Below are 26,961 nucleotides of genomic sequence, written 5' to 3' on the forward strand. Positions count from 1 at the left end.
CGGTTCGGAGCGTGCGCTCTTCGCGAAAAACCGACCGCCGCAGGGCGATCGGGTGTAGCTGCTCAGCTCAGCGTGTTCCGGACATCCGCGTTCCGGACATCAGTGCGTCCCCGGAATCGAACCCGGTGGCGCCACCGCGCCACCGGTCGGCAGCACGATCGTGGTCGGCACGACCGGCACCGCCGACGGCTTCCCCGCCGGCGGCTGGGTAGCGCCGCCGGTGGGCGCACCGCCGGGCTCGCCCACCGTCGGCACCACGACGACCGTCGAAGTGCTGCCCGCGCCACCGGTCGGCGGGTTGGCCGGCTCGGTCGGCTCCGAAGACGGTTGCGCCGGAAGCGTTGTCACCGGCGGCACGGTCGGCGGCGTCGAAACCCCGCCCCCCGTGGACGGATTCGTCTCCGGATTCGTGGCCGCCGCCCGCGGATCGACGGAAGTGGACGGTGTGCCGTCCGGGCTCGGCCCGACCGGCGGCACCGGCACATTCGAGGTCGTCGTGACCGGCACCTTGACGGTGGTCGGCGCGAGCGACTGGATCGTGGTCGCGATGTCCGGGGCCACCTGCTGCAACTGCGTGAACAGCTGCTGCCAGCGGTCGGTCAGACCGTCCTTCTTGCCGGAATCGTTCACCTGCGCCGCGTTGTCCGCCGCCTTCTCCAGCGCCTTCTTCGCCTCTTCGGGCTTGTTCTGCGCCAGCAGCTGCTGAGCCTGCTCGAGGCTGTCGTCGGCGCGCGAAACGACCGTCGACTGCGCCTGCTCGCTGAACACGACCTCTTTCATCCGCCACAGCGGATCACCGGGCGCCGCGTTGTAGGAGAAAGCCGTCAGACCGCCGATGACCAGTGCCATGGCCGCCGCGGCGCCCAGGAGCGGGCGCACCAGCCGTAGTCGCCCACGGTTCGATGCGCCGATCCGCGCCTGCCGGGCGCCGATCTCCTGATTGACCGCTGCGACAATGGCATCCAGGTCCGGCCCGGCCGGCAATGGCTCGGCCATGATCTCCGCACGCCAGTCCGCCAGCAGAGCCGCGAGCTGATACTCCTCCGAACTGCCCGTCTGCACGGGACCATCACCGGAGATGGCGTCGATCAGCGCATCGTCGCGGCGCACCGCGGCAATGTCCACCGGCCCGGTATCACCGGACGCCTCGGCGTAGGGACCGCTGTTCTGCGATCCAGGTCGCGCCTTGAAGTCGCCCCGACCGCGCTCGCCATCCCTAGCCATACATTTCACCTGCCCTCGCCACTTGAGACTTGAGTTTCGCGAGTGCCCGGTGCTGGGCGACTCGTATAGCACCCGCGGTACTGCCCACCGCGACTGCAGTTTCTTCAGCCGACAAACCCATGACCAAGCGCAGGATCAGGATCTCCCGATGCTTCTCCGGCAATGTCGCCAGCAGAGCGTTCATCTGCCGGCTCGTTTCGGATTCGAGAGCGCGCTGCTCCGGCCCCTGGTCGGTGGATATGACATCCGGTACTTCGGCCATGGCGTCCGCCTTGTTACGGGCGGAATTTCTGTGGGCGTCTGCGACCTTGTGCGAGGCGATGCCGTAGACGAAAGCCATGAACGGCCGACCCTGATCCTGATACCGGGGGAGGGCGGTCATGACCGCCAGACAAACCTCCTGCGCGACGTCGTCAGCGGAGAGCTGGCCACGTTCGGCCGATCCGATGCGCGCGCGGCAATACCGCACCACAAGGGGGCGGATACTCTCCAGTACGTGGGAAAGGGCCGCCCGGTCGCCCTGCGCTGCGGCAGCGACGACTGCGGGATCCAACTCCTCACCCGTGTTGTTCATCGTCAGAGCTGTTCCTGGCGTTTACGAGAGGGCACGGCGGCGGGAGGGCCCGTGCTTCCGCGGAGGGGCGGAACGGTCCAACAATAGCGGCTGGCTCATTGATGCCAGGCGTTACGGGGTCCTTCTCGGGGACGACTCAGGGAAGTCCCCGGGGGCGCTCAGGGACGGCGTGCGGACTCTCGAGGAGGGCCGAGAACCTCGCTGGCCGAACGCAATCGCCCACCGCGAGTTGCCAGCAACCGCGCGCACGCCGCGGCGTCCCGCGCACCGTCACCGCCGGGTTCGACCCCGGAGCGGAGCATGGCGCAGGCCCAGCGCAGGGGCAACAGGTCGTGGTCGCGGCAGTCGCGATCGACTTCGATTGCGAGCGCACGGGATCGATCGAGATCGCCGGCGGCGGCGTTCGCGGCGGCCAGCAATAGCCGGGATTTCACCAGATGCCGCAGCGAGGGTGAGCGTTCGGCGAGGGCGACCGCGGCGGCCGCGTGCGCCCGCGCCGGGTCGGCCGGGTCCGTCGAGGGGGGTTCGACGGAGCCGGCGGGCGGTGCGGTGATCAGCCCGGCGCCGGGGGCCGACAGCGCCGTCTCGGCAGACACCCAGTGCAGCCGCAGGCGCGGCCGCCACGCGGTTTCGACACCGGCCAGGTGAACGTCGAGATACGTGCGGCAACGATTCAGCAGCCGGGCAGCAAGCGCCGGGCGCAGGGTGCCCAGGGCATCGGCGGCGAGACCGGTCAACGCATCGCAAACGGCTTCGGCGTGCCGGATCTCGGCCGGGGTCACCGCCGGCACCGGGGTACGGCCGCCGGCCGTGGGCAGCACCAGGGCGGCGGCCCGGCCGTCGGCGACGGCGGCGGCCGCATGCCATCCGAGCTGGCGCAGCAGGGAGCCCTCGGTGCTGTGCGTCAGCGAGAGCAGGGCCGGGTCGGTGGTGACTCGACGGAGGCGGGCGAGTTCGGCGCGGGCGGCGGCGTAGTGGCCGACGCCACCGAGCGCGACGGCCCGCAGCCAGGATTCGCCCGCGTCGGCCGCGACCGGCAACCCGGTGGCAGCGCGTTCGGGGGTGGCGCCGAAGGCGGCGGCGGCGAGTTCGGAGTTCACTTCGGGCACAGGCACAGTCGCACTCTAACCAGCGCGGGACCAAGTGAGGGCAGGTGCCATATCACAACTCGCCAGCAACCGGTCAGCATTCACAAGGGTCTTTGTGTTTCCACTCCGTAAATCTGTTCTCGCTATCGCCCAGCACGCCCGTAAGGAATTCGTATAGCGTTTCGCGCTATTAACCTGAGCGCCTCGAAGCGGCCATCTCTACCCTACTCAGCGCGCGTTGTCCAATGGCTGAGATCACTCTGATTGCGATGCTTGCATAGATCGCGTGACAGGTATTGCGAGCCGAAAATCCATCGCCACCAGGCGCTTCGGCCACTCGGATGGGCTATCACGGGCTGGTCACACTCTTGGGCAACCGATCAGTATCACCACACGCGGGCCACTTTGTAAATAGCGATGATGTTAATTCTCTAATGTCCCAGTATTCGGCTCGAGTCGAATGAAGCTATTGACTCGAATTCGTTGTGCGACCTAACGTACGTCATCGCCATCGTTGGTGTCGCGCTGAATTGCGCTACCGACGAAGTGCGATCGCCGGGCCACGGCGATGCGGCCACCTGTTTGCCACCAGCACCGCTCGACAATGCCGACGAGCTCGCACCAAGAGGAGTTCACATGCCTATGCCAACCCACCTCCCTGGTCCGAACGCCGACGTATGGGATTGGCAGATGCGCGGATCCTGCCGCGGCCAGGACTCATCGGTGTTCTTCCACCCGGACGGCGAGCGGGGCCGGGCCCGTGCGCAGCGCGAGCTCCGCGCCAAGGAGATCTGCAAGGCCTGCCCGGTGCTGCTGCACTGCCGCTCGCACGCGTTGAAGGTCAGTGAGCCCTACGGCATCTGGGGCGGCATGTCCGAGACTGAGCGCGAACTCCACGCCCGCCGCAATCGCCGGCGCGTAGTCGCCTGAGCAACTTTCGCGGCTGTCGGAGGCATCTCCTGAAACCCCTTCCCACAGGCCCCCGAGGCTTGCTCATGGGTCCTCGTGAGGAGGACTCGGTGGCCAGTGGGGTTGACGCGGATTCGGGCATAGCCGGAGGGGATTCGAGTCGCGGCGGGCCGCGGTGAGAGTGGTCGGATGATCAAGGGGCGGCGGAGGCTCGGCGGTGCGCGCGAGCAAACCCGCGTGACTGGTGTTCACCAGCGGTGTCGTTGGTGCGGGCGGCGGGGTGAGCTCGAGATTTTTCCCATCCGGCGGTGCCGGTGTTCCGAATGTCTAGCAAACACCCGGCACCGTTCAGTGAGGTCGGTGGTTGCCTGGCGCGTCACGGCGTGTCTGCCATGTCACGATTGCGGCGTTTCGGTGCAAAACGGAAAATTGCTGTGCCACAGTCGCTTTGCCGATACCCCCACCCGAGAGGAGGTTATAGCGGCACGCTACCCTCGTGGCCGATGACACAGAACGGAGCGTTGTGACAACGCGGCCGCCTGCCGCAGAGGGCGACTCGTTCCAGAGTTCCAGGGACGGACGCAGCCTCGACTCTGCGGTGACGGCGCGCGCAGCCGAAAGTCTCGAACTCGCCGCACTACTCCAGCGTTGCGGGCAGTCGGATCAGCAGGCGTTCGCCGAGCTGTACGACCGCACCAGCGCGCGAGTGTTCGGCCTGGTCCTACGCGTGCTACACGATCCGGGATACGCGGAGGAGACGACCCAGGAGGTCTATCTCCAGATCTGGCGCACGGCATCCAATTTCGACCCCACCAAGGGCTCGGCGGTCACCTGGTTGATGACGCTGGCCCATCGGCGCGCGGTCGACCGGGTCCGTGCCGAGCAGGCGCACGCATTGCGCGAAGTCGCCTACGGCACCAGCACTCTGGGTAACGAATTCGATGAAGTCACCGAAGAAGTCGGACGGCGGCTGGAGCAGCAGGCGGTTCTCGCCGGGCTGGCCACGTTGACGGAGACGCAACGGGAAGCCATCTCCCTCGCCTACTTCGGTGGGCGCACATATGCCGAGGTAGCGGCGTATTTGGGCGTAGGATTACCGACCGTTAAGTCCCGTATACGGGATGGACTGACACGACTCAAGAAAAGTTTGGGAGTGACGTGAGATGAACGAAAGCCAGATCGATCTCGCGCACACTGTCGCGCTCGGATCGATCGGCCACGAAGATCAGCGCGCAGTAGCGGAAATTTTAGATACCGACGATTCGGTACTGCGCGCCGCCTTCACCCAGGAAGTGCAGCAGACCCGAGAAGCGCTCGCCCTGGCCGCGTCGACGGTGGCGGTGCCGCCACCGCCCGCCCTGCGCGACCGCCTTCTTGCCGCGATAGCCACAGACCCGGCAGCGCCGAATCACCATTCCCACCCGAACCTGCACCACGGGAACGGCCGCTCCCCCAGCACCGTTCACGATTGACGCACGATCATCCGGTCAGCCCGTCTGGCCCGCTTTGCTTGCCGCCGATTCAGGTCGCCTGACCGGTTTCGGCTGCGAGCTTTGCCGGTAACGACTCCCGGCACCCCAGGAACGGATCCTCCGGCATGCTTCGCATGTACCTTCGCCTCACCCTCGGCGGACTCGCCGTGCTCACCCTCACCCTCGCCGGCCTGGCCGCGTTCTACCTCTCCGGGACACCGGTGCGCACCGACGAGTCACCGGCGACGCCCGTGCCCGCCGTCACCGCGCCGCTGGACCCCGCCGGACCCCGGCCCACCCGCTGAGCGCGCTCCGAACAAGATCAGGAAACTCTCAGCGAGGCTCAGGGTTCGGGCTGATAGCGTGCGGCGGACGGGATCCACTCGGGGGTTGGGCTTCATGGACATGCGCGCGCTGCGGGAATTCAGCCAGGCGGAAACCGGTGCCGCCGAGATCGAACACTTCGCCTCCGGGCACGGGATCTGGCTACCCGAGGACGTGCGCGCGGAGCTCGCCGAGGTGCAGTCGGGGGCCACGGCTGCGGAGCTGACCGCGGGGGTGGTGTCGCTGCGGAATCTGATGCCGGGCGGGGATCTGTTCCACACCGCGCTGCTGGCGCTGCTGTGCGGGACCATGGTCGAGCGCGGGGCCGATCCGGGCGCGGCGATCGACGCCACGCTGGAACTGCTCACGCGGCAATTGGACGCCCTCGCCGAGAAACCGGATGAACTCACCCGGGCCGCAGGGCAATTGAGCCTCCCGGCCGCGATGACCATGCTCAGCCGCTCCAAGGAGACCCGCAAGCGCTGGCGCGAGCGACCCGCGATCATGGACCGGCTCGATCAGCTGGAGGAGGACGAACTCGTCCCGTTCTGGCTGCGCGAGATGTTCACCCTGCACGACGATGTCGAACTGCTGGTGCTGGATCCGAAGAACCGGCGCGCCTTCGAGTTTCGCCTGATCGGGGTGCGCGATCGGCTCTACCACTGCTACGCGCTGCTCCAGGACGCCCTGCTGCGGCACGCGGGCCCCGGCTATCTGGACGCGGAGCCCGTCGATCCGGCGGCCGTGCGCTACGCCCGCAACGACCGTCTCACCCGCGAAGACCATGCCGCCGCCGCAACGCTCATGGACCATCAGCGCTTCCATTTCGCCTATCCGGGCGTCGGCTTCATGCCCGGCTCCGGATCCCCTTCGGAACTGCCCACTCTCGATGGCAAGCCGCTGCTCACCGTGGCCCCCAAGGGAATTCACTTCAACTGGCGGCCGTCGAACATGTACGGCGTGCTGCACGAGGCCCTGGCGTCCTCGGTCGAGCTGACCCACGAGTTCGACTCCGCCGAGGCCGCGGCCCTGCTGTCCCGCTGCGGCCTCGCCTGACCCGCGCGCGAAAAACGAGGCCCCCGGACGTTTTCCCGTCCGGGGGCCTCGTTCACGTCAGCCGGGCACGGCCGCGGGCGAACTCAGTGCGAGTGCCCGTGGTGCGCGTCGGCGGCCTCTTCGACCGGCTTGTCGACGACCGCGGACTCGGTGGTGTTGGATGTAAGCCGTGTCCAGATTGTCCAATATGCCCGAGTCTCTTCAACGGGCACTCATCGTAATCAGACTGAGCAAGGTCACCGAGACCACCACCTCACCCGAACGCCAGCTGGCCGAATGTCGCAAACTCTGCGAGCAGCGCGGGTATGAAATCGTCGGCATCGCCGAAGATCTGGACGTATCCGGTGCTGTTGACCCGTTCGACCGTAAGAAGCGCCCGCACCTAGCGCGCTGGCTACATGGTGAACAACTGGACGACGACGGCAACCCTGTGCCGTACGAGGTCATCGTCGTATACCGAGTGGACCGACTGACAAGATCAGTTCGCCACCTACAGAAACTGGTGGCATGGGCCGAAGACCAAGACAGACTGGTGGTTTCGGCCACCGAACCACACTTTGATACATCGTTGCCGTTCTCCGCCGTCTTGATTGCTCTGATCGGCACCGTTGCCGAGATGGAACTAGCAGGGATCTCCGAACGCAATGCATCCGCCGCCCGCCACAACATCAAGGCAGGCCGTTACCGGGGATCGACGCCGCCATGGGGATACGTTCCAAGCGACGCCACCGGAGAGTGGCGACTGGTACGGGACAAGGATCAAGCGAACATCATCAACGAGGTTGCACGCCGTGTGATCGAGGGAGAACCGCTACAGAGGATCGCCCACGATCTGACTCGGCGCGGCATCCTGACGCCCAAGGACAACTTCGCCAAGCTCCGGGGACGCGGCATCCAAGACCGTCAATGGAGCGTGACCCAGCTGAAACGATCTCTGCTCAGCGAAACCATGCTCGGACACGCGGTTTCGGGCGGAGCCGCTGTCCGCAACGATGACGGCTCGCCGGTGGTCCGGTCCGAGCCGATCTTGTCCCGCGAGATATTCGATCGGGTAGCGGTCGAGCTGTCCAGCAGGTCGAAACGAGGTGAGCCGAACAAGCGCACCAGTTCGCTGCTGCTGGGGGTCATCTACTGCGGAAATCCGTGCTCGCACAAGCAACAAGGTGCCGAGTGCCCTGCTGATTGCCCGGGAACCTGTGGCGAGATCGTGTACAGGTTCAACGGTGGCAGCCACAGTCAGTTTCCCCGGTACCGATGCCGGACGATGACCAGAGCATTCAAGTGCGGCAACCGTACGATTCGGGCCGACAAGTCCGATACGGCGGTCGAGCAAGCCATTCTGGCCCTGCTCGGATCATCCGAGCGGCTAGAACGCACCTGGGACGCGGGCCAGGACTATTCAGCCGAACTCGCCAACATCAACGACGAACTGACGGACCTGACAAGCCAACTGGGTGTAGGCGCATTTCGAGCGGGCACGCCACAGCGCGCCAAGTTGGATGCAAGGATCGCCGGACTGGCCGACAGACAGGCCCAATTGTCCGCTGAGGAGGTGAAACCCGCTGGCTGGACATGGCTTCCCACTGGGGAACTGTTCAGCGATTGGTGGGGACGCCAGGATGTCGTGGGTCGAAACATCTGGCTCAGGTCGATGGGTGTGCGAGCGTGGTACAGCCGCGAAGCCAAGGGGCTGTACATCGACCTGGGGAACCTGAACGACCTGACGGCCGGATTGAAGCCGGGGCCGACCGCCCGGCAAGCGGCGGAGCGGTTCCGTGTGATGACCGAGAACGGGATTCGTGCGCTGGTGGTCGGCGACAACGGTGGGGAGTTGCCGACCCCGGAAGAGGGGTTCACATGGCTTCAGCCGGTCGAGGGTGTGTGGGTTCTCACGTCGGAGGCGTTGTTGGCCGCCGCAGAGGAGCGGCGGGAGCTGATCCGGGACAAGATCGCAGATGAGTTCATGTATGGGCCAGATGATTGGGATGAGGACTGAGGGGTTAGCCGCTGTGAAAGAGCAAGCGACAAGCGGCACGTCCGCTCACCTGGATTTCTACCTGGATCGTGGCTGCACGGTGGTCCCGTGCCGAACGGGCACGAAGCAGATCCGCAAGGGATCAGGAGAATGGACCGCTGAGGATTCCCGGACTCGACGGGATGAGTTGTGCGGGAACGCCGCACTCCGAAACGGCACCGGCAGTCTCCTGGTCGTGGACATCGATGCAAAGAACGGGGGTTCGCTCGATGTCATGGCCGAGTGGTTTCCCGGTAGCACCCTGACGAGAACGGTTCAGACCGTCTCGCCGGATGAACACGGGCGGCTCGGGTTGCAACTGGTTTACGCCTTGCCGGATGGATTCACCATCGGTCCCAAGGTGCTGGTCCGGAATGCCAAGGGCACTCCAATGATTGAGGTTGCAGCGTTCGCGATGCTGCCGGGATCACGCGCCCGGGGTGCTGACGGTGTGATGCGGACATACGAAGTGGTGCGGGACATTTCGCTGTATCCGCCAACACCTGAGTTGCTGGCGGCGGTGGAAGGTCGGGTTGTCGTGGAGTCGGCCGAACCAGCAACGGCCGACGTTGATCCCGCTGAAGCCCGAACGAGATTGGACGGGTTGCTTGCGCGGATCGCTGCCGCTGGCGACGGGCAGCGCAACGACGTGTTCACTCAGTACGCGATTCCTGCTGTGCGATTGTGTGCCGTCCTTGGCGAGGACCCGGAGACGGTTCTTACGACGGCCTATGAGCAATCTGGCGGTGTGGAACCGCGTTGGGTGAAGTCGGCTGTCCGATCGGCGATTCGGCGCGCTGCGGTAGAGGATGGCGGCCGTCTCGGGTTGGGGCCGTTAGCGGTCGATTCGTTGGATCGGATGCGAACGTGGGCACGGTACGCGCCGTGGCCCGGACAATCGGGGCCATCGGACCGGAGGGTGTTCCTCGCCGTGATCGGTGCCTGCCTGGAGCAGGGCCGGACGGATACCGGTCTGGGCAAGCGGAAGCTCGCCATCCGTGCAGGGGTATCCGAGGAGACGGTAGAGGCGTCGTTGAAGCGGCTGGAGGACGCTGGGCGGTTGGAAGTGTTGCCGCTGGAGCGATTCCATGTTCGTCGTCCACAGCTGTTGCCGGACGACACCAACACACACATGCTCCCCCCATTAGTAAGGGAGAACATCTATACCGGGAATACTTGCGAAGGGGTTGATCCCCTTCACATGGTTTGGAGTGTGCCCAAGACCGATAAGGGGCTTGGGCTGGATGGTCGTCATGGTCAGTTGTTCGATCTGGTGTGTGCTGGGCTGACCACAGCCCGAGCACTGTCGGATTACGTTGGTTCTAGGCAGGACTCGGTCAAGAGGACATTGGGCCGTCTGACCGAGGTGTACCTCCTAGCAAAGATCGACGGGGCTTACATCCCGGCTGCCAACGCTACGGAGTTGGCTGACAGGTTGGCGCTGGGTCTTGGCGGAGTCGAGGTCTGTGCCCATCGCGAGAACCGCTACCGGGATGAAGCCAAGCGATGGTCCGAGGAGTTCGCGAACCAGCCGAACGAGCTGCGGGACTGGATCATTGACGGTTACGGGGAGTCTTCGCCCACGGTGGACGATGAGCAGTTGTCGGCGCAGGACCAAGCCAGGATCGTGGCGGAGTTGGAAGGCGACGAGCGCCGAGACTGGTACGAAGAGCAAGAGTTATACCGGCTGATGGGACAACCAAACGAGCTTGGGTATTAGCCCCCTGGGGGTATTCCCCCTCGAAGCCTGTGCGGCCCACTTTCAGGTATACGGGCCTCCGTCGCACGCACGACCGGGGGACGGGGGTCAAGTCGCCCAAGAGGGGAGAACCCCCAGCCCTCTCCTGCGGTTGGGGGTTCCTTCGGGGGTTGTCACCAAGATCTGAAGTCCCCCGGCACGGTTGCGGTTGGCCGGGGGTCTTCGTTCATATGCGTTGTGGAGCAACGCTCTTCGTTGTCCTGAAGTCGGTCAAAGATCACCCCCTTCCGGAGCTTCCCGAGCCTTCGGAGTGGCCTATGCGCCGTCCGCCTGGACGGGTGGCAAGTCTCTGAGCGGAGGCATCGCCCGCCGGGCGTAGGTCGCTTCCGGCGAAACCGTGATCACGTCGAGTTGCTGCACCAGCGTCCCCGGCACTTCGCCACCTTCGAAGTGCTCAGGGCTGGGGACTATGACCGCCTCAGCGTCCAGCCGGGTGGCTTGCGCCCTCAGCCTGGCCAATGGTGGCCGACCTGACTTCGGGTCGTAGACGATCATGTCGGCGAAATCGTAGCCGAACCGTTTGGCGAGGTTTCGCACTTGCGATTCGTCCCAGAGTTGGGCGATGCCGGACACGTCGGTCCGGACGTAGCCGAGTGCCGTTGGCTTGTACCGCATTACCGCCCCTCTGTCTTGGTGGCCGTCGAGCGCGATGTGTCCGTGAATCTCTAGGTAGAACCCGGAGAAATCGTCCGATTCGTCTCCGTGGCTCTGAAGCTCCAGTACGCCGCCCGGGAACTGGAACAGCCGCGTACGCGGCGTGGCCTCCGCTTCGTCTGGTTCATCGGTCACGACTGCCCCTGTCCGCCGTTGGTACGGCAACTCAGAAGCGGGATAGTCACCGCCCCTGAGTGCCTGGTCCGACCGTAGGGACGTGCCGCAGTCCTGAGCTACAGGTTTGTAGGTCTTTGCAGCAATTCAGCCGATAGCGTTGACCTGACCTGCGGAGAAGGAACACCATCAGGTTGTTGTGAAAACGGCTCTATCGCAAAGGATTCACGATGCAACTCCGCTTCCTGGGTGTCGATACCCGCAAGCAAGGCTCTCCACAGCTGTACGCCACCGATGAAAGCTATGTCCTGGTCGGCTGGAAGCTGCCAGACGATGACCCCAGCCGAATCGAGATCTCTCATGGGCTGCTCGCGTACCTTGAGCGCGGCAGCTGCATCGGGACGCTTCTGAAGGACACTGGACATGGCACGTTCCACCTGTCCGGGGAACCCGTGACGGACCCGAAGACGCTGGCACAGATGAAGATCCGCGACAACGAGCAGAGCATCGAAGTCCCGAAGGCGAAGGAGATCCGGCCCGACGATGAAGCTTCTTGATATTGAAGAGTTCAACGATCGCCTTCGCAATTGCAAGCACCGCGCCTTTCACCTGGAGACACAGGATGAATACGCGGTAGACAATGAAGCGGATGATCTCGCTGAGTTCCTGAAATCAGGTTCATTCGATGAATCCTGGTCTGACTGGGAACATCTAATCAAGGAGATCACCGATAAGGGGGTAATCGTTCAGCGGGCACGCGTGGTGACCGAACCACACACCGATTACACCCGCTTCTTGCACGCTACCACTCGGATAAATATTGATTCCGGTGAAGATGTTCGATGGCTTAACCGAAACAGGATTGATCCAGGGCAGCTGACAACGGATGATTGGTGGACTTTGGATGATGAAGCTGTAGCATTCACGGCATTCAAGACGGATGGGAATCTCGGCGGATTGGCGGTAACGACCGATCCGGTCATAGTCCGATACTGCAATTCGGTTCGTGAGACTGTGTGGAGTCTTGCCACTCCACACGCGGAGTACTCTCCGAAACAGTGAGTAATGTCCAGCAGGCGCGAGAGACGCTAGGGGCGCGTCTCCGTGAACTCCGAAAGCAAGCCAACCTGACGGGCCTGGAATTGGCCAGGATCGCCGGGTGGGACAACTCGAAGGTGTCGCGGTACGAGCACGGGAAACAGACCCCGAGCGAGCAGGACATACGGATTTGGTGTGCGGCCACTAACGCACCCCTGCACCTTCCGGATTTAATTGCGTCTGTACGAAATCTGGAAGCCGCCTACCTAGAGTGGAAGCGGATACAGTCAGCTCACGCCCAGAAGAAGACTGGGCAGGTCGAATCAAGCTCAAAGTTCATTAGGGGATATGACCCGGACCTCATTCCGGGACTGTTGCAGACACGCGACTACGCTACCGCGGTACTGCGGGAATGCATTGACTTCATCGGAATCCCTGACGACCTGGAGTCTGCTGTCAGAGAGCGGATGGAGCGTCAGCAGATACTCCGAAAGGGTCCGCGTAGGTTCCATTTCCTAATTGCAGAGCAGGCGCTATATACAACCGTTGGCGATGATCAGATCATGCTGGCGCAGCTCGAACAATTGATTGCCTACGTGCGTTCGTCGCGGATGGCTTTGGGTATTGTTCCCCGAATGGCAGTGTTCCGGGCTCCGGTAGTGAACTTTCTAATGTACGACCGGACCTTGGTACAGGTTGAAACAACCTCAGCGGGGCTGTCGGTAACACAGCCCCGAGAGGTGGAACTCTATGATCGAGCGTTTGAGATTCTGGCGGGACAATCAGCTAAGGGCGATGCAGCGCGGGCGTTGATTAACAGCGCCATCGAAACGCGCCTACATGGCTCAGACCCATAGGCCCATATATTCCCTCGGGGGGAGACTGGCCGGTATGCCTGAGGGGAGGCCAATCGGGTAGGGGGAGGGGTAGCCCCCTGGGGGCCTATTCACGTACTGGTAGGCGGTTGAGTATTTCCTCAAGCATTCCGGTGTGCTCGTCAAATGTTCCTTGTATCGCCGTCAGTCCGGCTTTAATCTCCGTGAGCCCGGACTTAACCTCTGAAGTCATTCTCCTGATGTCCTCCAGGAGGCTAGTACTCCAGCCGGACTTCGTGATCGATGATGCTGCTGGTCGGGGGCGCCGGAAGTGGGGCGGCCACCGCATGATCAGGTTGTGTTTGTGTGGGACACAACTGAATTGGCGGTGGCCGCGCTCGACCGGCTATCACCGGCTCACCATCCGCTACGACCGCAAAGCCACCCATTTCCTCGGATTCCTCACCCTCGCAGCGGCATTGATCTGCTACAAAAAGCTCGTGAAAGCTACGACGTGAGACACGGTCTCAGGCGGACCGGAATTCGTTCCAGTGCATTTGGAGCCAACTGCGCTGCTTCGGTGTTGGATCGATGCCGAAAGGTCGCCGATGGAGCTGCTTGTACAGCGGGTAGGTCCGAATCTGTTCGGCTACGTCGATGATGCCGCTGTCGACCGCGATGAGGCCGCGGTCGAACAGGCTGTGGAGGTCGCGGCGTAGCAGGATTCCGCCGTGTGGATCGTGATGGCCGACCTCGGCGTAGCTGTACAGATGACACGCTTCGAGTGCTGGCCTGGGCAGTGGACCGGAGAATGCGCAGTTGTCGCCGAAACGGCGAAGCAGTTCAGCGCGAAATCCAGCCTGCCCCAGGCGGACACGGACAGGTCGGAGTAGGTGTCCGCCGCGGATCTGTGCGGCTGTCGTCGCCACGGGTAGCAAGGGATCGCCGACCGCGCTGGCGCGCACGGCTCTCTCGAACTCGTCCCAGTGGATCTCGCGAATACTGTTCTGGGACCTGGGTTTAACGCATAAGGCGCGGAGCTCGGTCCCACTGAGGGTGCCGGTTAGATCGACCCAACCTTGGCTATGGGTGGAGCGGAAGGTTCTGACTTGGGCGTCTTCGAGTTCGGGTTCGTCGAAGGTCGCCTTGCACTCGTAGCAGCGGAATGTGGGGGTCAAGGTCGTTCGGCGTTCGATGTTCGTCTTGCGGCATCGGGGGCATCGCGCGAGCGGGCGATTGCCTACCCCTTCGGCAATCGATTCGATCACTGAGGCGCCGATCAACTCCCGCTCGTCCCAGACCGCGATGATGTCACCGGGCTTGACCTGCCGAAAGTTGGGCACTCGGGAGTCCCAGCTGTAGTGCGTCGACGCCTCGTCATCGTAAAGATCGCCGCTGCTGAGCCGTCGGTAGTCGGATTTGACCAGGACCAGCCAAGCCCGTCCAGCAGCCTGTTTCTCGAGCATTACTCTTAGAGCCGTTCCCCTGGAGATCGTATCTGGAGATACGGCCGGATTCGTTTGTCCGGCTGTGTATCTCGATCGTCCAGTATGCCGTGTTATCCCACGGCGGGAAACGCGGGTGCGTCAGATTGAGTCGAGCCAGCCCACAGCTCGTCGGCCGACCGTCGACGAGAATGCGGATATCGGTGGGCCCGCCGGGGCCTCGGATCACGACGGCTTCGATTGTGGCTCCGAAGGTGTCATCGCGGCGGCGGGGTTCGCTGAGATCGCCGCGAGGGCGTCGGCACCGTGCCGGAGGATTGCGGCGAGAGTGGCCGTATCCAAACAGATCTCGAACTCGCGGTGGGTGTCGCCGAGGATGAGGGTGACTCGGTGGTCTTGGGGGTTGGGGACGAAGCGGACTGGGCAGTCGGCGGTGGTGATTACCCAGGCTCCGATGGTGAGTTGGTCGAACATCTTTGGCTCCTTCGCATCGAATTCTGTTATGCCGAAAGTGCATCATGCGAGGGTGGTGGTGGTTACTGTGAAGTGGGGAAACCGATATGTATCGGCCTGAAGTGCCTGGGCTGGTCGCGGCTCGGGTGTTCAAACCACCCAGTACGGGTGCCTGTCGATGAGGGGAGTGCGACGTGTCGGAGACTGGCTCGACTTTGCCCAGGCGGCAGCTGGGGCGGTACTTGCGGGAGGCGCGGAGCGCGCTGGGAATGTCGCAGGATCGGGTGGCCAAGGCGGCGGATGTCAGTACTTCGGTGTTGCAGCGGCTGGAGAGTGGGATACACACGCGGTTGAAAGTTCGGGATCTGCGGGCGGTTTGCGAAGTGCTCGAGATGCCACAGGAAACTACGGACGCAATGGTCGGGCTGCTCAAGCAGGCCGGTGAGCAGAGTTGGTGGCATGAGTACGACAGCTTGATACCGGCGAACTTCGATGTCTATGTGGGGCTCGAGACCGCAGCTCGGCGGTTGATCACGTATCAGCCCGCGCTGGTTCCCGGGCTACTTCAGATCCCTGAGTATGCGCGCGCACTTATCCGAGCAGTCAAACCCGATGAGTCGGCCGCGGATCATGAACGCCGCCTCGAATTGCGGATGCGGCGGCAGGCGAAGCTGTCTCGGAGATACGAGCCGTTGCAGCTCGAGGTCGTGCTCCATGAGGCGGCGTTGCATTGCAACGTCGGTGACCCGGTTGTCATGGGTGCGCAGCTGCGGCATCTTGCGGAGATCGGCAAGATGCCGAATGTCTCCGTCCGAGTGCTGCCGTTCAAGGCCGGGGCGCCGGTCGGAGATCCGGTGGGGCAGTTCGCCATTCTGGAGTTCGATGACGGCGGAAGGGAACACGTATGGCCTCCTGTCGTATACCTCGAGACCTTCATCGGTTGCATGTACCTTGAGAAAGACGGCGATGTTCGGCGCTACTTCCGAGTCCTCGACAGTCTCCGGGGTGCCGCACTGGACGAGTCGGTCAGTCGCAGTCTGCTGCGGCATGTAGCGAAGGAGTTTTCAGCGTGACCGATGATCTATCCGGCGCCACTTGGTTCAAGAGCAGTTACAGCGGTGACAAAGCCGACTGCGTCGAGACAGCCTTCCTACCAGGAAGTTTGGTCGGAGTTCGCGACTCCAAGGATGCTGTCGGTTCGGCCTTGATCTTCAGCGCCCGCGAGTGGGAGACATTCATCGGCGGCGTCGTCGGCGGCAAGTATGACTGCTGACCAGGAAGCTCCCACTATTCCGCATGTGCGGCGGAGCTACGTCGCGGCTCGGGGTGTTCGGTTTCACGTGACTGAGGCGGGGGAGGGCCGGCCGGTTCTGGCGTTGCATGGGTGGCCGCAGCATCACTATGTGTATCGGGACTTGCTGGGGGATCCGCCTGGGGGGCTTCGGGTTATTGCGCCGGATCTGCCGGGGTATGGGTGGTCGGGGGTTGCGCCGCATCGGTGGGGTAAGGATGACGTCGCTTCGGATGTGCTGGCGTTGATGGATGAGATGGGGCTCGATGAGGACGTGCTTCTGGTGGGGCATGACTGGGGTGGGTTTGTGGGGTATCGGATGGTGCTTCGGGAGCCGCGGAGGTTCGGCGGGTTTCTTGTGTTGAATATGGCGCATCCGTGGGCGGCGAAGAGGGATGTGGTGCGGCAGGGGTGGCGGTTGTTGGCGTATCAGCCGCTCATGGCGAGTTTGGGGGTGCCTTTGCAGCGGCGGACTCGGTTCTTGGAGTGGTTGTTTCGGTCGGGTACTTCCGGGGGCGGGATGGATCGGGAGACCATACGGATCTTCTCCGAGCGGTTCAGGGATCCGGGGGTGGCTCGGGCGGCTACCGATACGTATCGGACGTTCTTGTTGAAGGAGATTCCTGGATCGGTGCGGAGGCCGGAAGTTCGGCCGGCGACGGTGCCGGTCAGGGCGTTGTTCGGGAAAGATGATGCGGCGGTGCACTATTCGTTGGCGGCGGCGGAGACGGCTCGGGCGGATGATTACACGCTCGAGCTGGTGGAGGGGTGTGGGCATTTCATTGTGGATGAGCGGCCGGAGTTGGTGCGGGAGAGGTTGATTGCGTTGGATGCGGAGACCAGGTAGGGGTGGGTTGGCTCTGGCTCTCACAAACGGGTGGTTTGGGGGTCGAAAGGCCTTTGATGGGTGGGAAAGTGAGAGGTAGGGCCAACTTCAGCGTCTGCGCTCCCTGATCACCGCCGCCGCCTCGTCAGCGCATTGATCGAGTGATTGGTAGATGTCGGCGGCTGCGTAGCGCAGGACCAGGTACCCGCCGAGGAGGAGGGCGTTCTGGCGGCGGCGGTCTCGGCGGAATGTGCTGGAGTCGCTGTGGAACTCACGGCCGTCGATTTCGATGATGGTGCGGGAGCGCTCGTCGACGAAGTCGCACACAAAAGGACCCACCGGGTGGTTGGGGAGCAGGTGGACGCCTCGGCGGGCCAGGGCTCGGGCGAAGAGCCGTTCTGGTTCGGAGGCGGCGTGGGTTGCCGCTTCGCGGAGTTGCCGGCGGACAGTGTTCGACCCGTGCAGCCCGGAGCCGCAGAGCTCGAGGAGTGCTTGGCCTGAGACGTGCTTGCCGACGTGGAGATCGATCATTTCGTCGGCTTCTCGCTCGAGAAGCGCTGATGCGCAGTCGAATACGGTCAACACTGCTGTGGTGACCGGCAGGTCGTAGCGTTCGTCGATCCAGTCGGGGCGGAGTTGCCGGCGATGGAGGTGCAGCCACGGCGGGGTGGCACGGGCGGCGGATTTCGGGATGGTCGCCTCCACGCAGACCGGCTCCTCAGGGAGGAAGCCATGCAGCCACGCGGCCGTGCGGTGGCTGAGGACGGCGGAGGGTTGCCAGGCGACGACGGCGTGGCACCGGTCGAGACCTGTCGGCGGGCCGAGGCAGATCGTTCCCGGGAGCAGTCGGATGTAGGTTCCGCTGCGGCAGCGGTAGTTGATCGTGCTGGCGGGGATGCCTTCCGCGAGAAGTTCTCCACGCGTGCGAATCATCGGACAAGGGTGTCACCGCGGGCTGGCATCACCGAGTTAGCGAACTGCGGATATGTCGAGGCTGTGGATGGATGCAGGGGCTGTGGAAATTCGGTGCTGCCGCGCCTGGCTGCAATGGTTCAGGGCCATCGATCGAGCTGGTGTAGGGAGTCACGGACGTTTCGGCGGTGCAAACTCTTCGCCGAGGGCTCGCTGGCGCATCGGGTTGCTGCGGGCACGGAAACGCCCGTTGAAGTGGGGTGATCGGCGTGTGCCGCGTTGCTGATCAGGCGGTCGGCGTTAGGGTGGTAGGGCTCGGCCGGAGTGGATGCCTAGAAATTGGTCAAGTGACCGACTAGTCTTCGGGAAACCTGAAATGGAACAGGTTCAATAAGTGAGGGTGCGATGAGTCTGTCCCGGCGGGCTGTGCTGGTTGGTGCTGCTGTTGGTGGCGTGGGGGCCGGTGCGGTGGTTGGCGCGAGTGTGGTTGGGGCGCAACCGATCAGGCATCGGGCCGCAGGGCAGGATTATCTCGTTGGGGTGGGGATCGCGGATATCACCGGGGCGCCTGCGGGGCAGGGGATGATGGGGTACTCCGAGGCTGATCAGGTCACTACCGGGCTTCTGACGCGGTGCTACGCGCGGGCTTACATCGTGGTGGATCAGGCGACAGGGGATCGGGTTGCGTTCGTGAATACGGACAATGCTTGTTTGTTTCAGTCGGTGCACCTTGTGGTGATGCAGCAGTTGCAGCAGCGGTTCGGGGGGCTGTACACCGAGCGGAACGTCAATCTCAATGCGACGCACAATCACAACTCTTGTGGTGGGACCGCCCGCGAGTACGCGTATTCCCTTGCGGCGATGGGGTTTCAGCAGAACTCGCATGACTCGGAAGTGAACGGGATCGTCAGAGCGATCGTCAACGCGCACGAGAACATCAAGCCCGGGTCGATCATGCTTGGGCACGGCGAGTTGCATGATGCCAGCGCGAACCGGTCGCGGGTGGCGTTCGAGGCCAATCCGGATGCCGACAAGCAGGAGTTTCCCGACGCCATCGATCCGAAAATCACCGTGTTGCGGTTTCGGCAGGGCGGCAGGGATGTTGGGGCGATCACGTGGTTCGCGACGCATGGCACCTCGCTGACCGATCGGAACACGCTCATCTCGGGGGACAACAAGGGGTATGCCAGTTACCGGTGGGAGCACGACGAGATGGGGGTGCGTCACCTCGATGGGCCGCCGTCGTTCGTGGCCGCGTTCCCGCAGACCAATCCGGGGGATATGACGCCCAATCTCTGGGTTCGGCCGATGCATCCGTCGGGGCCCACCGAGGACAATCGTGCCAATTGCGCGATCATCGGCGAGCGCCAATATCAGGCGGGGCGAAAGGCGTTCGACGCCGCGGTGCCGATGAACAGTGCCGGTGTCGACTCGGTGGTGCACTACATCGACCTCGCCGATATCGCCATCGACGGTGAGTACACGCCGGACGGCAAACCCGCGCGGACCTCGCCGGCCATGATGGGGGCGGCGGCGATGGCGACCAGTACCGAGGACAACTGGAATTCGCAGCTGTCGTTTCTGCAAGAAGGCGACGCCAATCCGATGGTCGCCGCGCTCGGCGGGCTCAACTCGCCGATCGAGGACTGGATGCGGGATGTACAGGCGCCCAAGCTGATTCTTGCGCCGCTGGGGGTGTTGCCGCCGCGGCCGTGGGTGCCGCAGATCGTGCCGTTGCAGTTGATGCGGATCGGGGATCTGGTGCTGGCGTCGGGGCCGTCGGAGTACACGGTGGTGTCGGGGTTGCGGATTCGGCGGATCGTGGCGCGGGCGTTGAACATTCCCATCGAGAATGTGCTCGCGCAGGGTTACTCCAACGGTTACAACGGCTACGTCACCACGCCGGAGGAGTACGCGGTCCAGCAGTACGAGGGCGGTGAGACGCTCTACGGGCGGTGGACGCTGTCGGCGCATATGCAGGAATTCGACCGGCTCGCAAAGGCTTTGGCGGCACGAGTCGATCTCGGCCGGGGTCCTGCGCCACTGGACTGGAGCTTCGGGCTCCAGCCCAATCTGCTGCCCGCGGTGCCGGCGGACGTGCCGCACGCCGGTCGCTCCTTCGGTGATGTGATCGCGCAACCGGACCCCAACTACGCGGCGGGACAAACGGTTTCGGTCGATTTCGTCGGTGCGCATCCCAACAACGACTTCCGTCTCGACGGCACCTACTTCGAGGTTCAGCAGGCCGCCGGCGCCGACTGGCGGCGCGTCCACGACGACAACGACTGGTGCACCGAACTGCACTGGTTCCGCCCGGACGGACAGCCCGCCGCCTCCACCGTTCGCATCCAGTGGGCGATCCCGGACGGGACCTCGGGCCGATACCGCATCGTCTACACCGGCAACAGCCGGGACACCGGCGGCGCCCTCGCCGAATTCACTGGCACCTCGGCGGAATTCGTGATCGGCTGAACCCCATGTTCGTCAGACCCGCCGAACCGACCGACGAGAAGCTCCTCTGGGCCATGCTCTACGAGGCGTCCTACGCCCGCGAGAACGGGATCGACTCGCCGGATCACCTCCGCGGCACGCCCAAGCTGGCCCACTACGTCGAAGGCTGGGGCGCCGCAGGCGATCTCGGCGTGGTCGGCGGATTCGACGGTGTTCCGCTGGGCGCGGCGTGGCTGCGATTGTTCGGTCCCGACGATCCGGCATACGGTTACGTGGACGCCGACACCCCGGAGTTGGCGATCGGTGTCGCGCCGGAGGGCCGCGGCACCGGGCTGGGCACCGCCCTGATGTCCGCGCTGCACGACACCGCGCGCGAGAAGTACGACGCCATCAGTTTGAGTGTGCGGTTGGAGAACCCGGCTCGCCGGCTCTATCAGCGCTTGGGTTATGTCGATGTGCCTGGTTCCGGCCAGGTCAACTTGGCCGGAACCGCCAGCGTCACAATGGTTCTCCGCTTGCGCTGATCACGCGCTGTGCCAGGTGACCACCTGGTCGAGGTCCGCGCGGGTAGTCCGGAAACTGTTGGCGGCGTGCTCGGTATCCGCATATCCGAACGACACTCCGGCCAGCACTTGGCGATTCGCGGGCAGATCGAAGTACTCGCGCAGGAACGGCGAGTAGGTGGCCAGTGCGGCCTGCGGCGCGGTTGCGACGCCCAGGCTCTGCGCCGCCAGCAGGAACGACGTCAGATACAGCCCGCAGTCGACCGCGCCGTACGTCCCGAGGTCGGCCTCCGTGGTCAGGATCGCGACGTGCGGGGCATCGAAAAGCTCGTAGTTGCGCAGCATTTGACGCATCGAGCCGGCGTGGTCGCCGCGCGCGACACCCACGGCCGAGTACAGCGCCCCACCGCACTCGCGCCGGCGATCGCGGTATACGCCCTCGTAGGCGGCGGGGAACGGGATGTCCGTCGTGATCGCCGCGCCGGCGGCATGCTCCAGCAATGCCTTGCGGAACCGGTCGGTGGCGGCCGGATCCTCGGTGATGACCAGCTGCCACGGCTGCGTATTGCACCACGACGGGGTGCGCTGGGCCGTGCGCAGGATCGCCTCGATGTCGGCGCGCGGGACCGGCTCGGGGCGGAAAGCCCGGCAGGTGTGGCGGTCGGCCAGCAGCGAATCCAGGACGGAGTAGCGGTCGGACATGAGTCACCTTCCGAAAGTGGTCCCATTTCGAGACCGGTACCGATGTGGTCTCATATTAGGACCAGATGGGTAGGATCGGAAGATGCGGTACGAGGAACTTTCCGAGGAGCCGTGCTCGATCACGCGGGCGCTGGTGGTCTTCGGCGACCGATGGACGCTACTGATCCTGAAGGCGGCGTTCTCCGGGGTGCGCCGGTTCAACGGCTTCCAGGCGTATCTCGGCATCTCCAAGGGGCGATTGCAGGATCGGCTCGACCGGCTGGTCGAGCACGAGATCCTGGCCAAGCAGCCGGCCGACACCGGCGCCTACGAGGAGTACCGGCTCACCGCCAAGGGGCACGACGTGTACCCGATCCTCATGGCTTTCCGGGATTGGGGCGACACCCATATGGCCCCGGACGGCCCGCCGGTGTACTACCGGCATCGGGACTGCCCGGGGGAGGCGCACGTGCATCTCGAATGTGATTCGTGCGGAAAGGAACTCACCGCCCGCGATGTGGTTCCCGAAGTCGGGCCCGGCATGACGGTATGACACGCTTCCGTAGTCGGGAGCGGATCAGGTGAGATCGAATGTCAGTCTGCCGGGAGCCAGATAGTCGTCGCGGTCCAGCAGCATCCGAATCTCCGGCCGCTCCGCCTCGGGAATCCGCGCCAACTCGTCATGCACCGGCGTGCGGAACGCCTCACCGCGCGCAGTCATCACCGGCAGCCAATTGTCGTGATGGTTGGGCACGAACACCTTCGGCCGCAGCGCCTCCACATATGTGCGCGGGTCGCGCAGGCCGTTGGTGAACTGATTGAAGCCCTGCACCGCCCCGATATGCACGTCGGAAGCCGGCAGTCCACGCAACACCTCCACGACCGACGGGGCCTTGTCCAGCAGTGGCCCGGCGGAATCGTGCCAGGTCAGCACGAAGTCGCCGATCCGGAACTGATAGAGCAGCACGCCGCCCTCCGGCGCGAGCAGGTTGCGCGCCAGATGACCGGCGTCGCCCAAACTCGGTGGGTAGGTGCGGATGTCGCACAGGCACGGCCGCGGACGCACCGGGGTCGAGGCGTCCGGGCCCTCGTGCCGCGGTGTGCGCGCCGAGTGGATGTGGCGGACTGCGGTCACCGAGATCTCCGGTGTCAGCGTGAAGTCGTGCCGCTCGCCCGGCACGGAAGCGCTGGAACCCATTTCCTTGCACGACAATTCGACGCCGGGCACCTGCTTGCGCACCGTCGCGCAATGCTCGGCGGTCCCGTGCACCACCGCGCCACTGTCCCGGGCGATCACGCCCGCATCGGCGGCATGGTCGAAATGCCCGTGGCCGATGAAGATCGCGCTCGGAGCCAATGCCGCGACCTCCGCGGGCGTGGTCGGCACGTACCCGGAGGTTGCCCCGCGCGGCACCCACGCGTCCAGCAGGAACACCACCCCGCCCATGGCCACCGCGAAACTGGCGCACCCGAACCAGGACACCAGCACCTGATCCGCCCGCACCGCCCCGGTGACCGGATCCACGGCGTCCTCGCCGAAGAAGCGCTGACGTGCGGTGACGGTTTGGCTGCTGGACACCCGGATCCCCTGTCTCGCTGTCCGGCGGCCGGACCGGGCCGCCCTCCGCATTCTGCCCGGAACGGTGCTGGGCTGCCATCCCGCCGATGTCCCACGACCGGGGGGCATCCGATCGCCAGGCGCCCACGTGGCCCGCCTGGGCGATCGCCGCACCTCACGCCGTCTGACCTATGTCATGCGCAGTCGTTTCGGCACGTCCGGAGGTGGCGCGGGTGGTCAGCCAGGTTACGCCGCGCTCGAGCGGGCCGCGGCCGACGACGAGGACCCACAGCGTCGACGCTGCGATCGTGACCGCGAGGAAGACCATCAGCAGGGTGTTGCCCGACGGTTCGGTGCTCGATTCGCCGAGCAACCAGATGGCGACGAAGTGCGCCGAATACACGGTCAACGGCAGGGTTCCGACGGCGATGACGGGAAACAGTATGGGCCGCAACAGGTTCGCGGTGAGCAAGAGCACGCCGATCAGCGTGAGCGCGAACCCCACCGAACCCACGATCTCGAAGGTCGAGCCCGAATGCGGCTCGGCCGTGCGCAACGGCGTCCATTCGCTCGGCTCGGAGGTGTCGAACTGGCTCAGCAGCCATGCCCCGCCGTAACCGGCGACCATCATCGAGAGGCCGGCCGCGACCATTCGCACGCGGACCGCCTGCGCCGCGAGATCGCAACGGCCCAAGGCCAATCCGACGAAAGCGAAGGTGATCCACACCAGGCCCGGATAAGCGCCGGTGATCGCCAGATCGGTCACCTGTGCGCCGGAACACTCGGGGCTCGCCGCATCGCAACTCGACGGCAGCCACTGGGCCAGCCACACCGTCACCGGCGGCGCGATCACCGCCCAGCCCGCGGCCAGGATCAGCAGCCGCCGCGGCGGCCAGGTCAGGAACGGCAGGCAGCAAGCGAACAACAGCGCATAGGTTTGCAGGATCACCGGGATTCCGGTGCCGAGCATGGTCAGCAGGCCACCGAGCGCGAACAATGCCAAGGCGCGCACCAGAATTCGCAACCGCACCCGAACCAGCTCCGAGCCGACCGGCGGCTGCCGACGCCCGCTCAGCAGCGCGATCGAGACACCGGCAAGGGTCGCGAACAAAATGGAGGACCGGCCCGAGGCGATCGAAAGCCAACTCCCCGGATCGGTCCACGCCGGATCCCGCAGCGCACCGACATGCGCCGTGATCATCCCCAACACCGCCAGCCCGCGCGCGGCATCGATGGCGGCCAGCCTGGTCGCGGTCATGGGCGGCCGCGCGGGAGCGGCGAATGCGGTCGTCATACGCGCATCGTGCCCGCCCATTCATGAGGCGATCGTGAGGAAGAGCGTGGCCGGAAACGGGACCGCTCCGCTGGCTCGGCGGGCGGCAGCGGCCGGTCGCCGCACGCCGCGGCGCGCCGGAAGCCGCCTTTCGCGCCAGGCGTCCGGCGAACGCCGGAGGCGGCTCGCCAACTGCCGCACGCAGTCTCGCGGAGGTAACCGAGACCTTGCCGTTGCCGTGGGCTATCGGTCGGTGAATCCTGGAATCACACCGTGATGAAGCGGTGGGTAAATGTTCAGCCTGTCGTTAATCAATCAGCGTTGCATCGTATTCAGAGGTAGCTGAACGACGGCTGCCCCGAGGGCAATTGGGGGCCCACCATGTACAACGAGGTGCATGCGGCCGCGCACGATCGCGAGGACCACAAGTACACGATGCGGATCAGCCGGCTGGCGATCGACAAGCTCGGCATCCGGCTCTACGACCGGGTGTCGGCGGTGCTGGCCGAATTGATCGCCAACTCCTACGATGCCGACGCCACCGAGGTCGAGGTCACGCTGCCCTGGGGAGCGATGCTGGCCGGAACCGTCCGGAGCGCAGACGAACCCGCGTACGAGATCGTGGTGTCCGACAACGGGCACGGCATGACCGCCGACGAGGTCAACGAGCACTATCTGATGGTGGGCTCGGATCGGCGCGTGCGCACCGGCTCGGATCTGTCCCGCGAGCGACGGCGGCCGGTGGTGGGGCGCAAGGGAATCGGGAAGCTGGCGGCGTTCGGCATCTGCCGCACCATCGAGGTGATCACGGCGGGCAGTCGCGACGAGGACCGAACCGCGTTGGGCTGGAGGGTGTCTCATCTCGTGATGGATCTGGGCGATATGCTCTCCGACGTCGAGAGCGACTACTACCCGCGACCCGGCCACCTGGACGGCACCTTCACCGCGCGGCGCGGCACCACCGTCATCCTGCGCAATTTCCTTCGCAAACGGGTGAATACCGGCACCGAGCTCAACCGGCAGCTGGCCGCGCGCTTCGGCATCGAGCGCGCGGACTGGCGGGTCGAGGTGCGCAATGCCATCGGCCAGGAGAGCTTCATCCTCAGCCAGCTGCCCATCGACGTGATGGAGGAGACCCGCATCGACGTCAGCCGGGTGCCGGTGCGCTTCGGGCGGCAGTTCCTGCCCCTGACGGGCTGGATCGCGTATTCGAAACAGCCGTACCGCGATGACGCCATGGCTGGTGTCCGCATCTACGCGCGCGGCAAGATCGTCGCGCAGACAAGGGATTTCGGCATCTCCTCCGGATTCACCGGGGAGTTCAAACTGCGCTCCTACCTGGTCGGCGCGATCCACGTCGACTGGCTCGACGATGACGACGACCTGGTCCGCTCCGACCGCCAGGACATCATGTGGACCTCGCCGCGCGGCGAGGCGCTCGCGCAGTGGGGCCGGGCGCTCATCAAGGAGATCGGCCGGCTCGGTGAGAAATCCATTCGCCGCCGCGTGTGGGAGGAGTTCGTGGAGCGTTCCCGCATCCACGAGACCCTCGACGCCATCGCACCCGGCGACCGGCAGTTCCGCGACTCCGTGCTGGATGCCGCGCGAATCCTGGTGGCGCACAAGGACCGTGCCGCCCTCGACGATCCCGCGCACATCCAGAACATGCTGCGGCTGGCGCTGTCGCTGGGGCCGCAGCGCAGCCTGCTCGACACCCTCAAGGAGATCGCCGAGGAGGAGGGCGATCCCGAATTGGATGTGGTCGTCGCATTGTTCGAGCGGGCCCGGGTCGCCGAGATCTACTCGCTGGGCCAGATCGCCAGCGAGCGGGTCGCGGTCGTGGACCGGCTGCGCACCCTCATCGACGATCGCCGCTCGCTGGAACGCCCCTTCCAGGAGCTCATCGAGAGCGCCCCCTGGCTGCTGGCCCCCGAGTGGACGCCGCTGGGCATGAACGAATCCCTCAAGCGGGTGCGCGCCAGCTTCGAACGTTGGTACGCCCAGAAATTCGGCACGCCGCTGACCACCAGCTCCATCGGCAGCCCGAAACGCGAACCCGACTTCGTCCTGCTGCACGACTCCGGCGAACTGTGGATCGTCGAGATCAAGCGCATGGACTACCACCTCACCGACGAGGAGTACAACCGCGCCGTCAACTACCTCCACGAACTCGACCACTTCCTCGACGAGAACCCCCGCATCGGCGCCCAATTCCCCCGCCGCCGCCTCACTTTCGTCGTCGACCACATCGACAAGCTCGGCCCCGCATCCCTGTCCTCCCTGGTCTCCGACCACCGCGTGGACCGCCGCACCTGGCGCGAACTCCTCGACTCCACCCTGCGCGCCCACCGAGACTTCCTCGAACGCGTCTACGCCATGCGCGGCTCCGACGAGGAACCCCCCGGCGAAAACATGCGCGCCGGCTGATCCCCCCGCGCCGCACCCCGTCAGCGCCGGACCGAATCGAGCACGGTCCCCGGCCGCGACAGGCACCCGGCGCGGGCCCCCGGTGCCCGGGCCGACCAGG

At 64.9% G+C, this 26,961-nt stretch carries 27 protein-coding genes; 17 read left to right on the forward strand and 10 right to left on the reverse strand.

The genetic code is table 11. From position 1 onward, the window contains the following. Positions 1–99: 99 nt before the first annotated feature. From D7D52_RS16025 to D7D52_RS16035, 3 genes are all read right to left on the reverse strand, one after another. The gene (locus tag D7D52_RS16025; protein WP_120737321.1) at positions 100–1,224 is read right to left on the reverse strand and encodes an anti-sigma-D factor RsdA; all 1,125 of its coding nucleotides are present in this window, start codon (positions 1,222–1,224) and stop codon (positions 100–102) included. Continuing rightward, positions 1,217–1,798 carry a sigma-70 family RNA polymerase sigma factor gene (locus D7D52_RS16030; RefSeq protein ID WP_120737323.1) on the reverse strand — a complete coding sequence of 194 codons (582 nt, stop codon included), beginning with the start codon at positions 1,796–1,798 and terminating at the stop codon, positions 1,217–1,219. The genes D7D52_RS16025 and D7D52_RS16030 overlap by 8 nt, the downstream gene beginning before the upstream one ends. 158 nt (positions 1,799–1,956) lie before the next feature. After that, positions 1,957–2,913, reverse strand: coding sequence for a hypothetical protein (locus tag D7D52_RS16035; RefSeq protein ID WP_162958338.1), 957 nt, complete (start codon positions 2,911–2,913; stop codon positions 1,957–1,959). A gap of 609 nt (positions 2,914–3,522) precedes the next feature. On the opposite strand from D7D52_RS16035, the gene D7D52_RS16040 reads away from it, so the two are divergent. From D7D52_RS16040 to D7D52_RS16065, 7 genes are all read left to right on the forward strand, one after another. Further along, a complete protein-coding gene (locus D7D52_RS16040; protein WP_033086020.1) occupies positions 3,523–3,816 on the forward strand; it encodes a WhiB family transcriptional regulator in 294 nt (97 codons plus the stop codon). 577 nt (positions 3,817–4,393) lie between these two features. Beyond that, on the forward strand, positions 4,394–4,957 hold the full coding sequence (locus D7D52_RS16045) for a sigma-70 family RNA polymerase sigma factor (protein WP_120744155.1): 564 nt from the start codon (positions 4,394–4,396) through the stop codon (positions 4,955–4,957). Between the two features lies 1 nt (position 4,958). Continuing rightward, positions 4,959–5,267 (forward strand): RskA family anti-sigma factor, encoded by a 309-nt coding sequence (locus D7D52_RS16050; protein ID WP_246023889.1) that lies wholly within the window; start codon positions 4,959–4,961, stop codon positions 5,265–5,267. Between the two features lie 125 nt (positions 5,268–5,392). Beyond that, positions 5,393–5,572 carry a hypothetical protein gene (locus D7D52_RS37775; protein WP_162958339.1) on the forward strand — a complete coding sequence of 60 codons (180 nt, stop codon included), beginning with the start codon at positions 5,393–5,395 and terminating at the stop codon, positions 5,570–5,572. A gap of 94 nt (positions 5,573–5,666) precedes the next feature. Then, the gene (locus D7D52_RS16055) at positions 5,667–6,647 is read left to right on the forward strand and encodes a hypothetical protein (RefSeq protein ID WP_162958340.1); all 981 of its coding nucleotides are present in this window, start codon (positions 5,667–5,669) and stop codon (positions 6,645–6,647) included. A 187-nt stretch (positions 6,648–6,834) separates the two neighbouring features. Then, positions 6,835–8,643, forward strand: a complete 1,809-nt coding sequence (locus D7D52_RS16060) for a recombinase family protein (protein ID WP_120744156.1) — start codon at positions 6,835–6,837, stop codon at positions 8,641–8,643. Beyond that, the gene (locus D7D52_RS16065) at positions 8,633–10,381 is read left to right on the forward strand and encodes a bifunctional DNA primase/polymerase (RefSeq protein WP_246024004.1); all 1,749 of its coding nucleotides are present in this window, start codon (positions 8,633–8,635) and stop codon (positions 10,379–10,381) included. The genes D7D52_RS16060 and D7D52_RS16065 overlap by 11 nt, the downstream gene beginning before the upstream one ends. A 294-nt stretch (positions 10,382–10,675) precedes the next feature. Here D7D52_RS16065 and D7D52_RS16070 read toward each other — a convergent pair whose 3' ends face one another. Continuing rightward, complete coding sequence (locus D7D52_RS16070) at positions 10,676–11,209, reverse strand: hypothetical protein (protein WP_246023890.1); 534 nt, start codon at positions 11,207–11,209, stop codon at positions 10,676–10,678. Between the two features lie 209 nt (positions 11,210–11,418). Between D7D52_RS16070 and D7D52_RS16075 the strand changes: the two genes are divergently transcribed. From D7D52_RS16075 to D7D52_RS16080, 3 genes are read left to right on the forward strand one after another with little or no spacing between them, the layout of a single operon-like run. Beyond that, on the forward strand, positions 11,419–11,745 hold the full coding sequence (locus tag D7D52_RS16075) for a hypothetical protein (RefSeq protein ID WP_120737331.1): 327 nt from the start codon (positions 11,419–11,421) through the stop codon (positions 11,743–11,745). Next, complete coding sequence (locus tag D7D52_RS37780; protein ID WP_162958342.1) at positions 11,732–12,250, forward strand: DUF6879 family protein; 519 nt, start codon at positions 11,732–11,734, stop codon at positions 12,248–12,250. The genes D7D52_RS16075 and D7D52_RS37780 overlap by 14 nt, the downstream gene beginning before the upstream one ends. Further along, on the forward strand, positions 12,247–13,083 hold the full coding sequence (locus D7D52_RS16080; RefSeq protein WP_120737332.1) for a helix-turn-helix domain-containing protein: 837 nt from the start codon (positions 12,247–12,249) through the stop codon (positions 13,081–13,083). Before D7D52_RS37780 ends, D7D52_RS16080 begins: the two co-directional genes overlap by 4 nt. Before the next feature lie 485 nt (positions 13,084–13,568). Here D7D52_RS16080 and D7D52_RS16090 read toward each other — a convergent pair whose 3' ends face one another. Then, positions 13,569–14,507 (reverse strand): HNH endonuclease signature motif containing protein, encoded by a 939-nt coding sequence (locus D7D52_RS16090; protein ID WP_120737337.1) that lies wholly within the window; start codon positions 14,505–14,507, stop codon positions 13,569–13,571. A gap of 204 nt (positions 14,508–14,711) precedes the next feature. Next, positions 14,712–14,960 (reverse strand): hypothetical protein, encoded by a 249-nt coding sequence (locus tag D7D52_RS16095; protein ID WP_120737339.1) that lies wholly within the window; start codon positions 14,958–14,960, stop codon positions 14,712–14,714. Positions 14,961–15,133: 173 nt separating this feature from the next. Between D7D52_RS16095 and D7D52_RS16100 the strand changes: the two genes are divergently transcribed. The 3 genes from D7D52_RS16100 to D7D52_RS16110 are packed head-to-tail and all read left to right on the forward strand — an operon-like array spanning position 15,134 to position 17,077. Beyond that, positions 15,134–16,012: a helix-turn-helix domain-containing protein gene (locus D7D52_RS16100; protein ID WP_281279200.1), complete on the forward strand. Its 879-nt coding sequence runs from the start codon at positions 15,134–15,136 to the stop codon at positions 16,010–16,012. Next, positions 16,009–16,212 (forward strand): DUF397 domain-containing protein, encoded by a 204-nt coding sequence (locus D7D52_RS16105; protein WP_120737341.1) that lies wholly within the window; start codon positions 16,009–16,011, stop codon positions 16,210–16,212. Before D7D52_RS16100 ends, D7D52_RS16105 begins: the two co-directional genes overlap by 4 nt. Next, positions 16,202–17,077 (forward strand): alpha/beta fold hydrolase, encoded by an 876-nt coding sequence (locus D7D52_RS16110; RefSeq protein ID WP_120737343.1) that lies wholly within the window; start codon positions 16,202–16,204, stop codon positions 17,075–17,077. Before D7D52_RS16105 ends, D7D52_RS16110 begins: the two co-directional genes overlap by 11 nt. A gap of 87 nt (positions 17,078–17,164) precedes the next feature. On the opposite strand, the gene D7D52_RS16115 is transcribed toward D7D52_RS16110, so the two are convergent. Further along, positions 17,165–17,989: a DUF559 domain-containing protein gene (locus tag D7D52_RS16115; RefSeq protein ID WP_120737345.1), complete on the reverse strand. Its 825-nt coding sequence runs from the start codon at positions 17,987–17,989 to the stop codon at positions 17,165–17,167. A gap of 384 nt (positions 17,990–18,373) precedes the next feature. Here D7D52_RS16115 and D7D52_RS16120 point away from each other — a divergent pair, with 384 nt between their 5' ends. Both D7D52_RS16120 and D7D52_RS16125 read left to right on the forward strand, forming a co-directional pair. After that, a complete protein-coding gene (locus D7D52_RS16120) occupies positions 18,374–20,440 on the forward strand; it encodes a neutral/alkaline ceramidase (RefSeq protein ID WP_120737347.1) in 2,067 nt (688 codons plus the stop codon). 5 nt (positions 20,441–20,445) lie between these two features. Then, on the forward strand, positions 20,446–20,943 hold the full coding sequence (locus D7D52_RS16125; RefSeq protein WP_120737349.1) for a GNAT family N-acetyltransferase: 498 nt from the start codon (positions 20,446–20,448) through the stop codon (positions 20,941–20,943). On the opposite strand, the gene D7D52_RS16130 is transcribed toward D7D52_RS16125, so the two are convergent. Further along, positions 20,944–21,624 carry a nitroreductase gene (locus tag D7D52_RS16130; protein WP_120737351.1) on the reverse strand — a complete coding sequence of 227 codons (681 nt, stop codon included), beginning with the start codon at positions 21,622–21,624 and terminating at the stop codon, positions 20,944–20,946. An 82-nt stretch (positions 21,625–21,706) separates the two neighbouring features. On the opposite strand from D7D52_RS16130, the gene D7D52_RS16135 reads away from it, so the two are divergent. Then, complete coding sequence (locus D7D52_RS16135) at positions 21,707–22,156, forward strand: winged helix-turn-helix transcriptional regulator (RefSeq protein ID WP_120737354.1); 450 nt, start codon at positions 21,707–21,709, stop codon at positions 22,154–22,156. A 24-nt stretch (positions 22,157–22,180) separates the two neighbouring features. Here the strand turns inward: D7D52_RS16135 and D7D52_RS16140 are convergent, their stop codons facing one another. Next, positions 22,181–23,182, reverse strand: coding sequence for an MBL fold metallo-hydrolase (locus D7D52_RS16140; RefSeq protein ID WP_120737356.1), 1,002 nt, complete (start codon positions 23,180–23,182; stop codon positions 22,181–22,183). A gap of 154 nt (positions 23,183–23,336) precedes the next feature. Beyond that, positions 23,337–24,455, reverse strand: coding sequence for a heparan-alpha-glucosaminide N-acetyltransferase domain-containing protein (locus tag D7D52_RS16145; RefSeq protein WP_162958343.1), 1,119 nt, complete (start codon positions 24,453–24,455; stop codon positions 23,337–23,339). A gap of 360 nt (positions 24,456–24,815) precedes the next feature. Here D7D52_RS16145 and D7D52_RS16150 point away from each other — a divergent pair, with 360 nt between their 5' ends. Continuing rightward, on the forward strand, positions 24,816–26,861 hold the full coding sequence (locus D7D52_RS16150) for an ATP-binding protein (RefSeq protein WP_120737360.1): 2,046 nt from the start codon (positions 24,816–24,818) through the stop codon (positions 26,859–26,861). The last annotated feature ends 100 nt before the right edge of the window (positions 26,862–26,961 follow it).

This window comes from Nocardia yunnanensis, assembly GCF_003626895.1.
Taxonomy (GTDB): domain Bacteria; phylum Actinomycetota; class Actinomycetes; order Mycobacteriales; family Mycobacteriaceae; genus Nocardia; species Nocardia yunnanensis.

Bases quoted from the DNA above. Each gene is read 5' to 3' on its own strand.
- D7D52_RS16120 (WP_120737347.1), top strand. From the start codon at position 18,374: ATGAGTCTGTCCCGGCGGGCTGTGCTGGTTGGTGCTGCTGTTGGTGGC.
- D7D52_RS16040 (WP_033086020.1), top strand. From the start codon at position 3,523: ATGCCTATGCCAACCCACCTCCCTGGTCCGAACGCCGACGTATGGGAT.
- D7D52_RS16025 (WP_120737321.1), bottom strand. From the start codon at position 1,224: ATGGCTAGGGATGGCGAGCGCGGTCGGGGCGACTTCAAGGCGCGACCT.
- D7D52_RS16150 (WP_120737360.1), top strand. From the start codon at position 24,816: ATGTACAACGAGGTGCATGCGGCCGCGCACGATCGCGAGGACCACAAG.
- D7D52_RS16050 (WP_246023889.1), top strand. From the start codon at position 4,959: ATGAACGAAAGCCAGATCGATCTCGCGCACACTGTCGCGCTCGGATCG.
- D7D52_RS16065 (WP_246024004.1), top strand. From the start codon at position 8,633: ATGAGGACTGAGGGGTTAGCCGCTGTGAAAGAGCAAGCGACAAGCGGC.
- D7D52_RS16030 (WP_120737323.1), bottom strand. From the start codon at position 1,798: ATGAACAACACGGGTGAGGAGTTGGATCCCGCAGTCGTCGCTGCCGCA.
- D7D52_RS16095 (WP_120737339.1), bottom strand. From the start codon at position 14,960: ATGTTCGACCAACTCACCATCGGAGCCTGGGTAATCACCACCGCCGAC.
- D7D52_RS16055 (WP_162958340.1), top strand. From the start codon at position 5,667: ATGGACATGCGCGCGCTGCGGGAATTCAGCCAGGCGGAAACCGGTGCC.
- D7D52_RS16110 (WP_120737343.1), top strand. From the start codon at position 16,202: ATGACTGCTGACCAGGAAGCTCCCACTATTCCGCATGTGCGGCGGAGC.
- D7D52_RS37775 (WP_162958339.1), top strand. From the start codon at position 5,393: ATGCTTCGCATGTACCTTCGCCTCACCCTCGGCGGACTCGCCGTGCTC.
- D7D52_RS16075 (WP_120737331.1), top strand. From the start codon at position 11,419: ATGCAACTCCGCTTCCTGGGTGTCGATACCCGCAAGCAAGGCTCTCCA.
- D7D52_RS16060 (WP_120744156.1), top strand. From the start codon at position 6,835: ATGCCCGAGTCTCTTCAACGGGCACTCATCGTAATCAGACTGAGCAAG.
- D7D52_RS16125 (WP_120737349.1), top strand. From the start codon at position 20,446: ATGTTCGTCAGACCCGCCGAACCGACCGACGAGAAGCTCCTCTGGGCC.
- D7D52_RS16090 (WP_120737337.1), bottom strand. From the start codon at position 14,507: ATGCTCGAGAAACAGGCTGCTGGACGGGCTTGGCTGGTCCTGGTCAAA.
- D7D52_RS16115 (WP_120737345.1), bottom strand. From the start codon at position 17,989: ATGATTCGCACGCGTGGAGAACTTCTCGCGGAAGGCATCCCCGCCAGC.
- D7D52_RS16145 (WP_162958343.1), bottom strand. From the start codon at position 24,455: ATGACGACCGCATTCGCCGCTCCCGCGCGGCCGCCCATGACCGCGACC.
- D7D52_RS37780 (WP_162958342.1), top strand. From the start codon at position 11,732: ATGAAGCTTCTTGATATTGAAGAGTTCAACGATCGCCTTCGCAATTGC.
- D7D52_RS16135 (WP_120737354.1), top strand. From the start codon at position 21,707: ATGCGGTACGAGGAACTTTCCGAGGAGCCGTGCTCGATCACGCGGGCG.
- D7D52_RS16130 (WP_120737351.1), bottom strand. From the start codon at position 21,624: ATGTCCGACCGCTACTCCGTCCTGGATTCGCTGCTGGCCGACCGCCAC.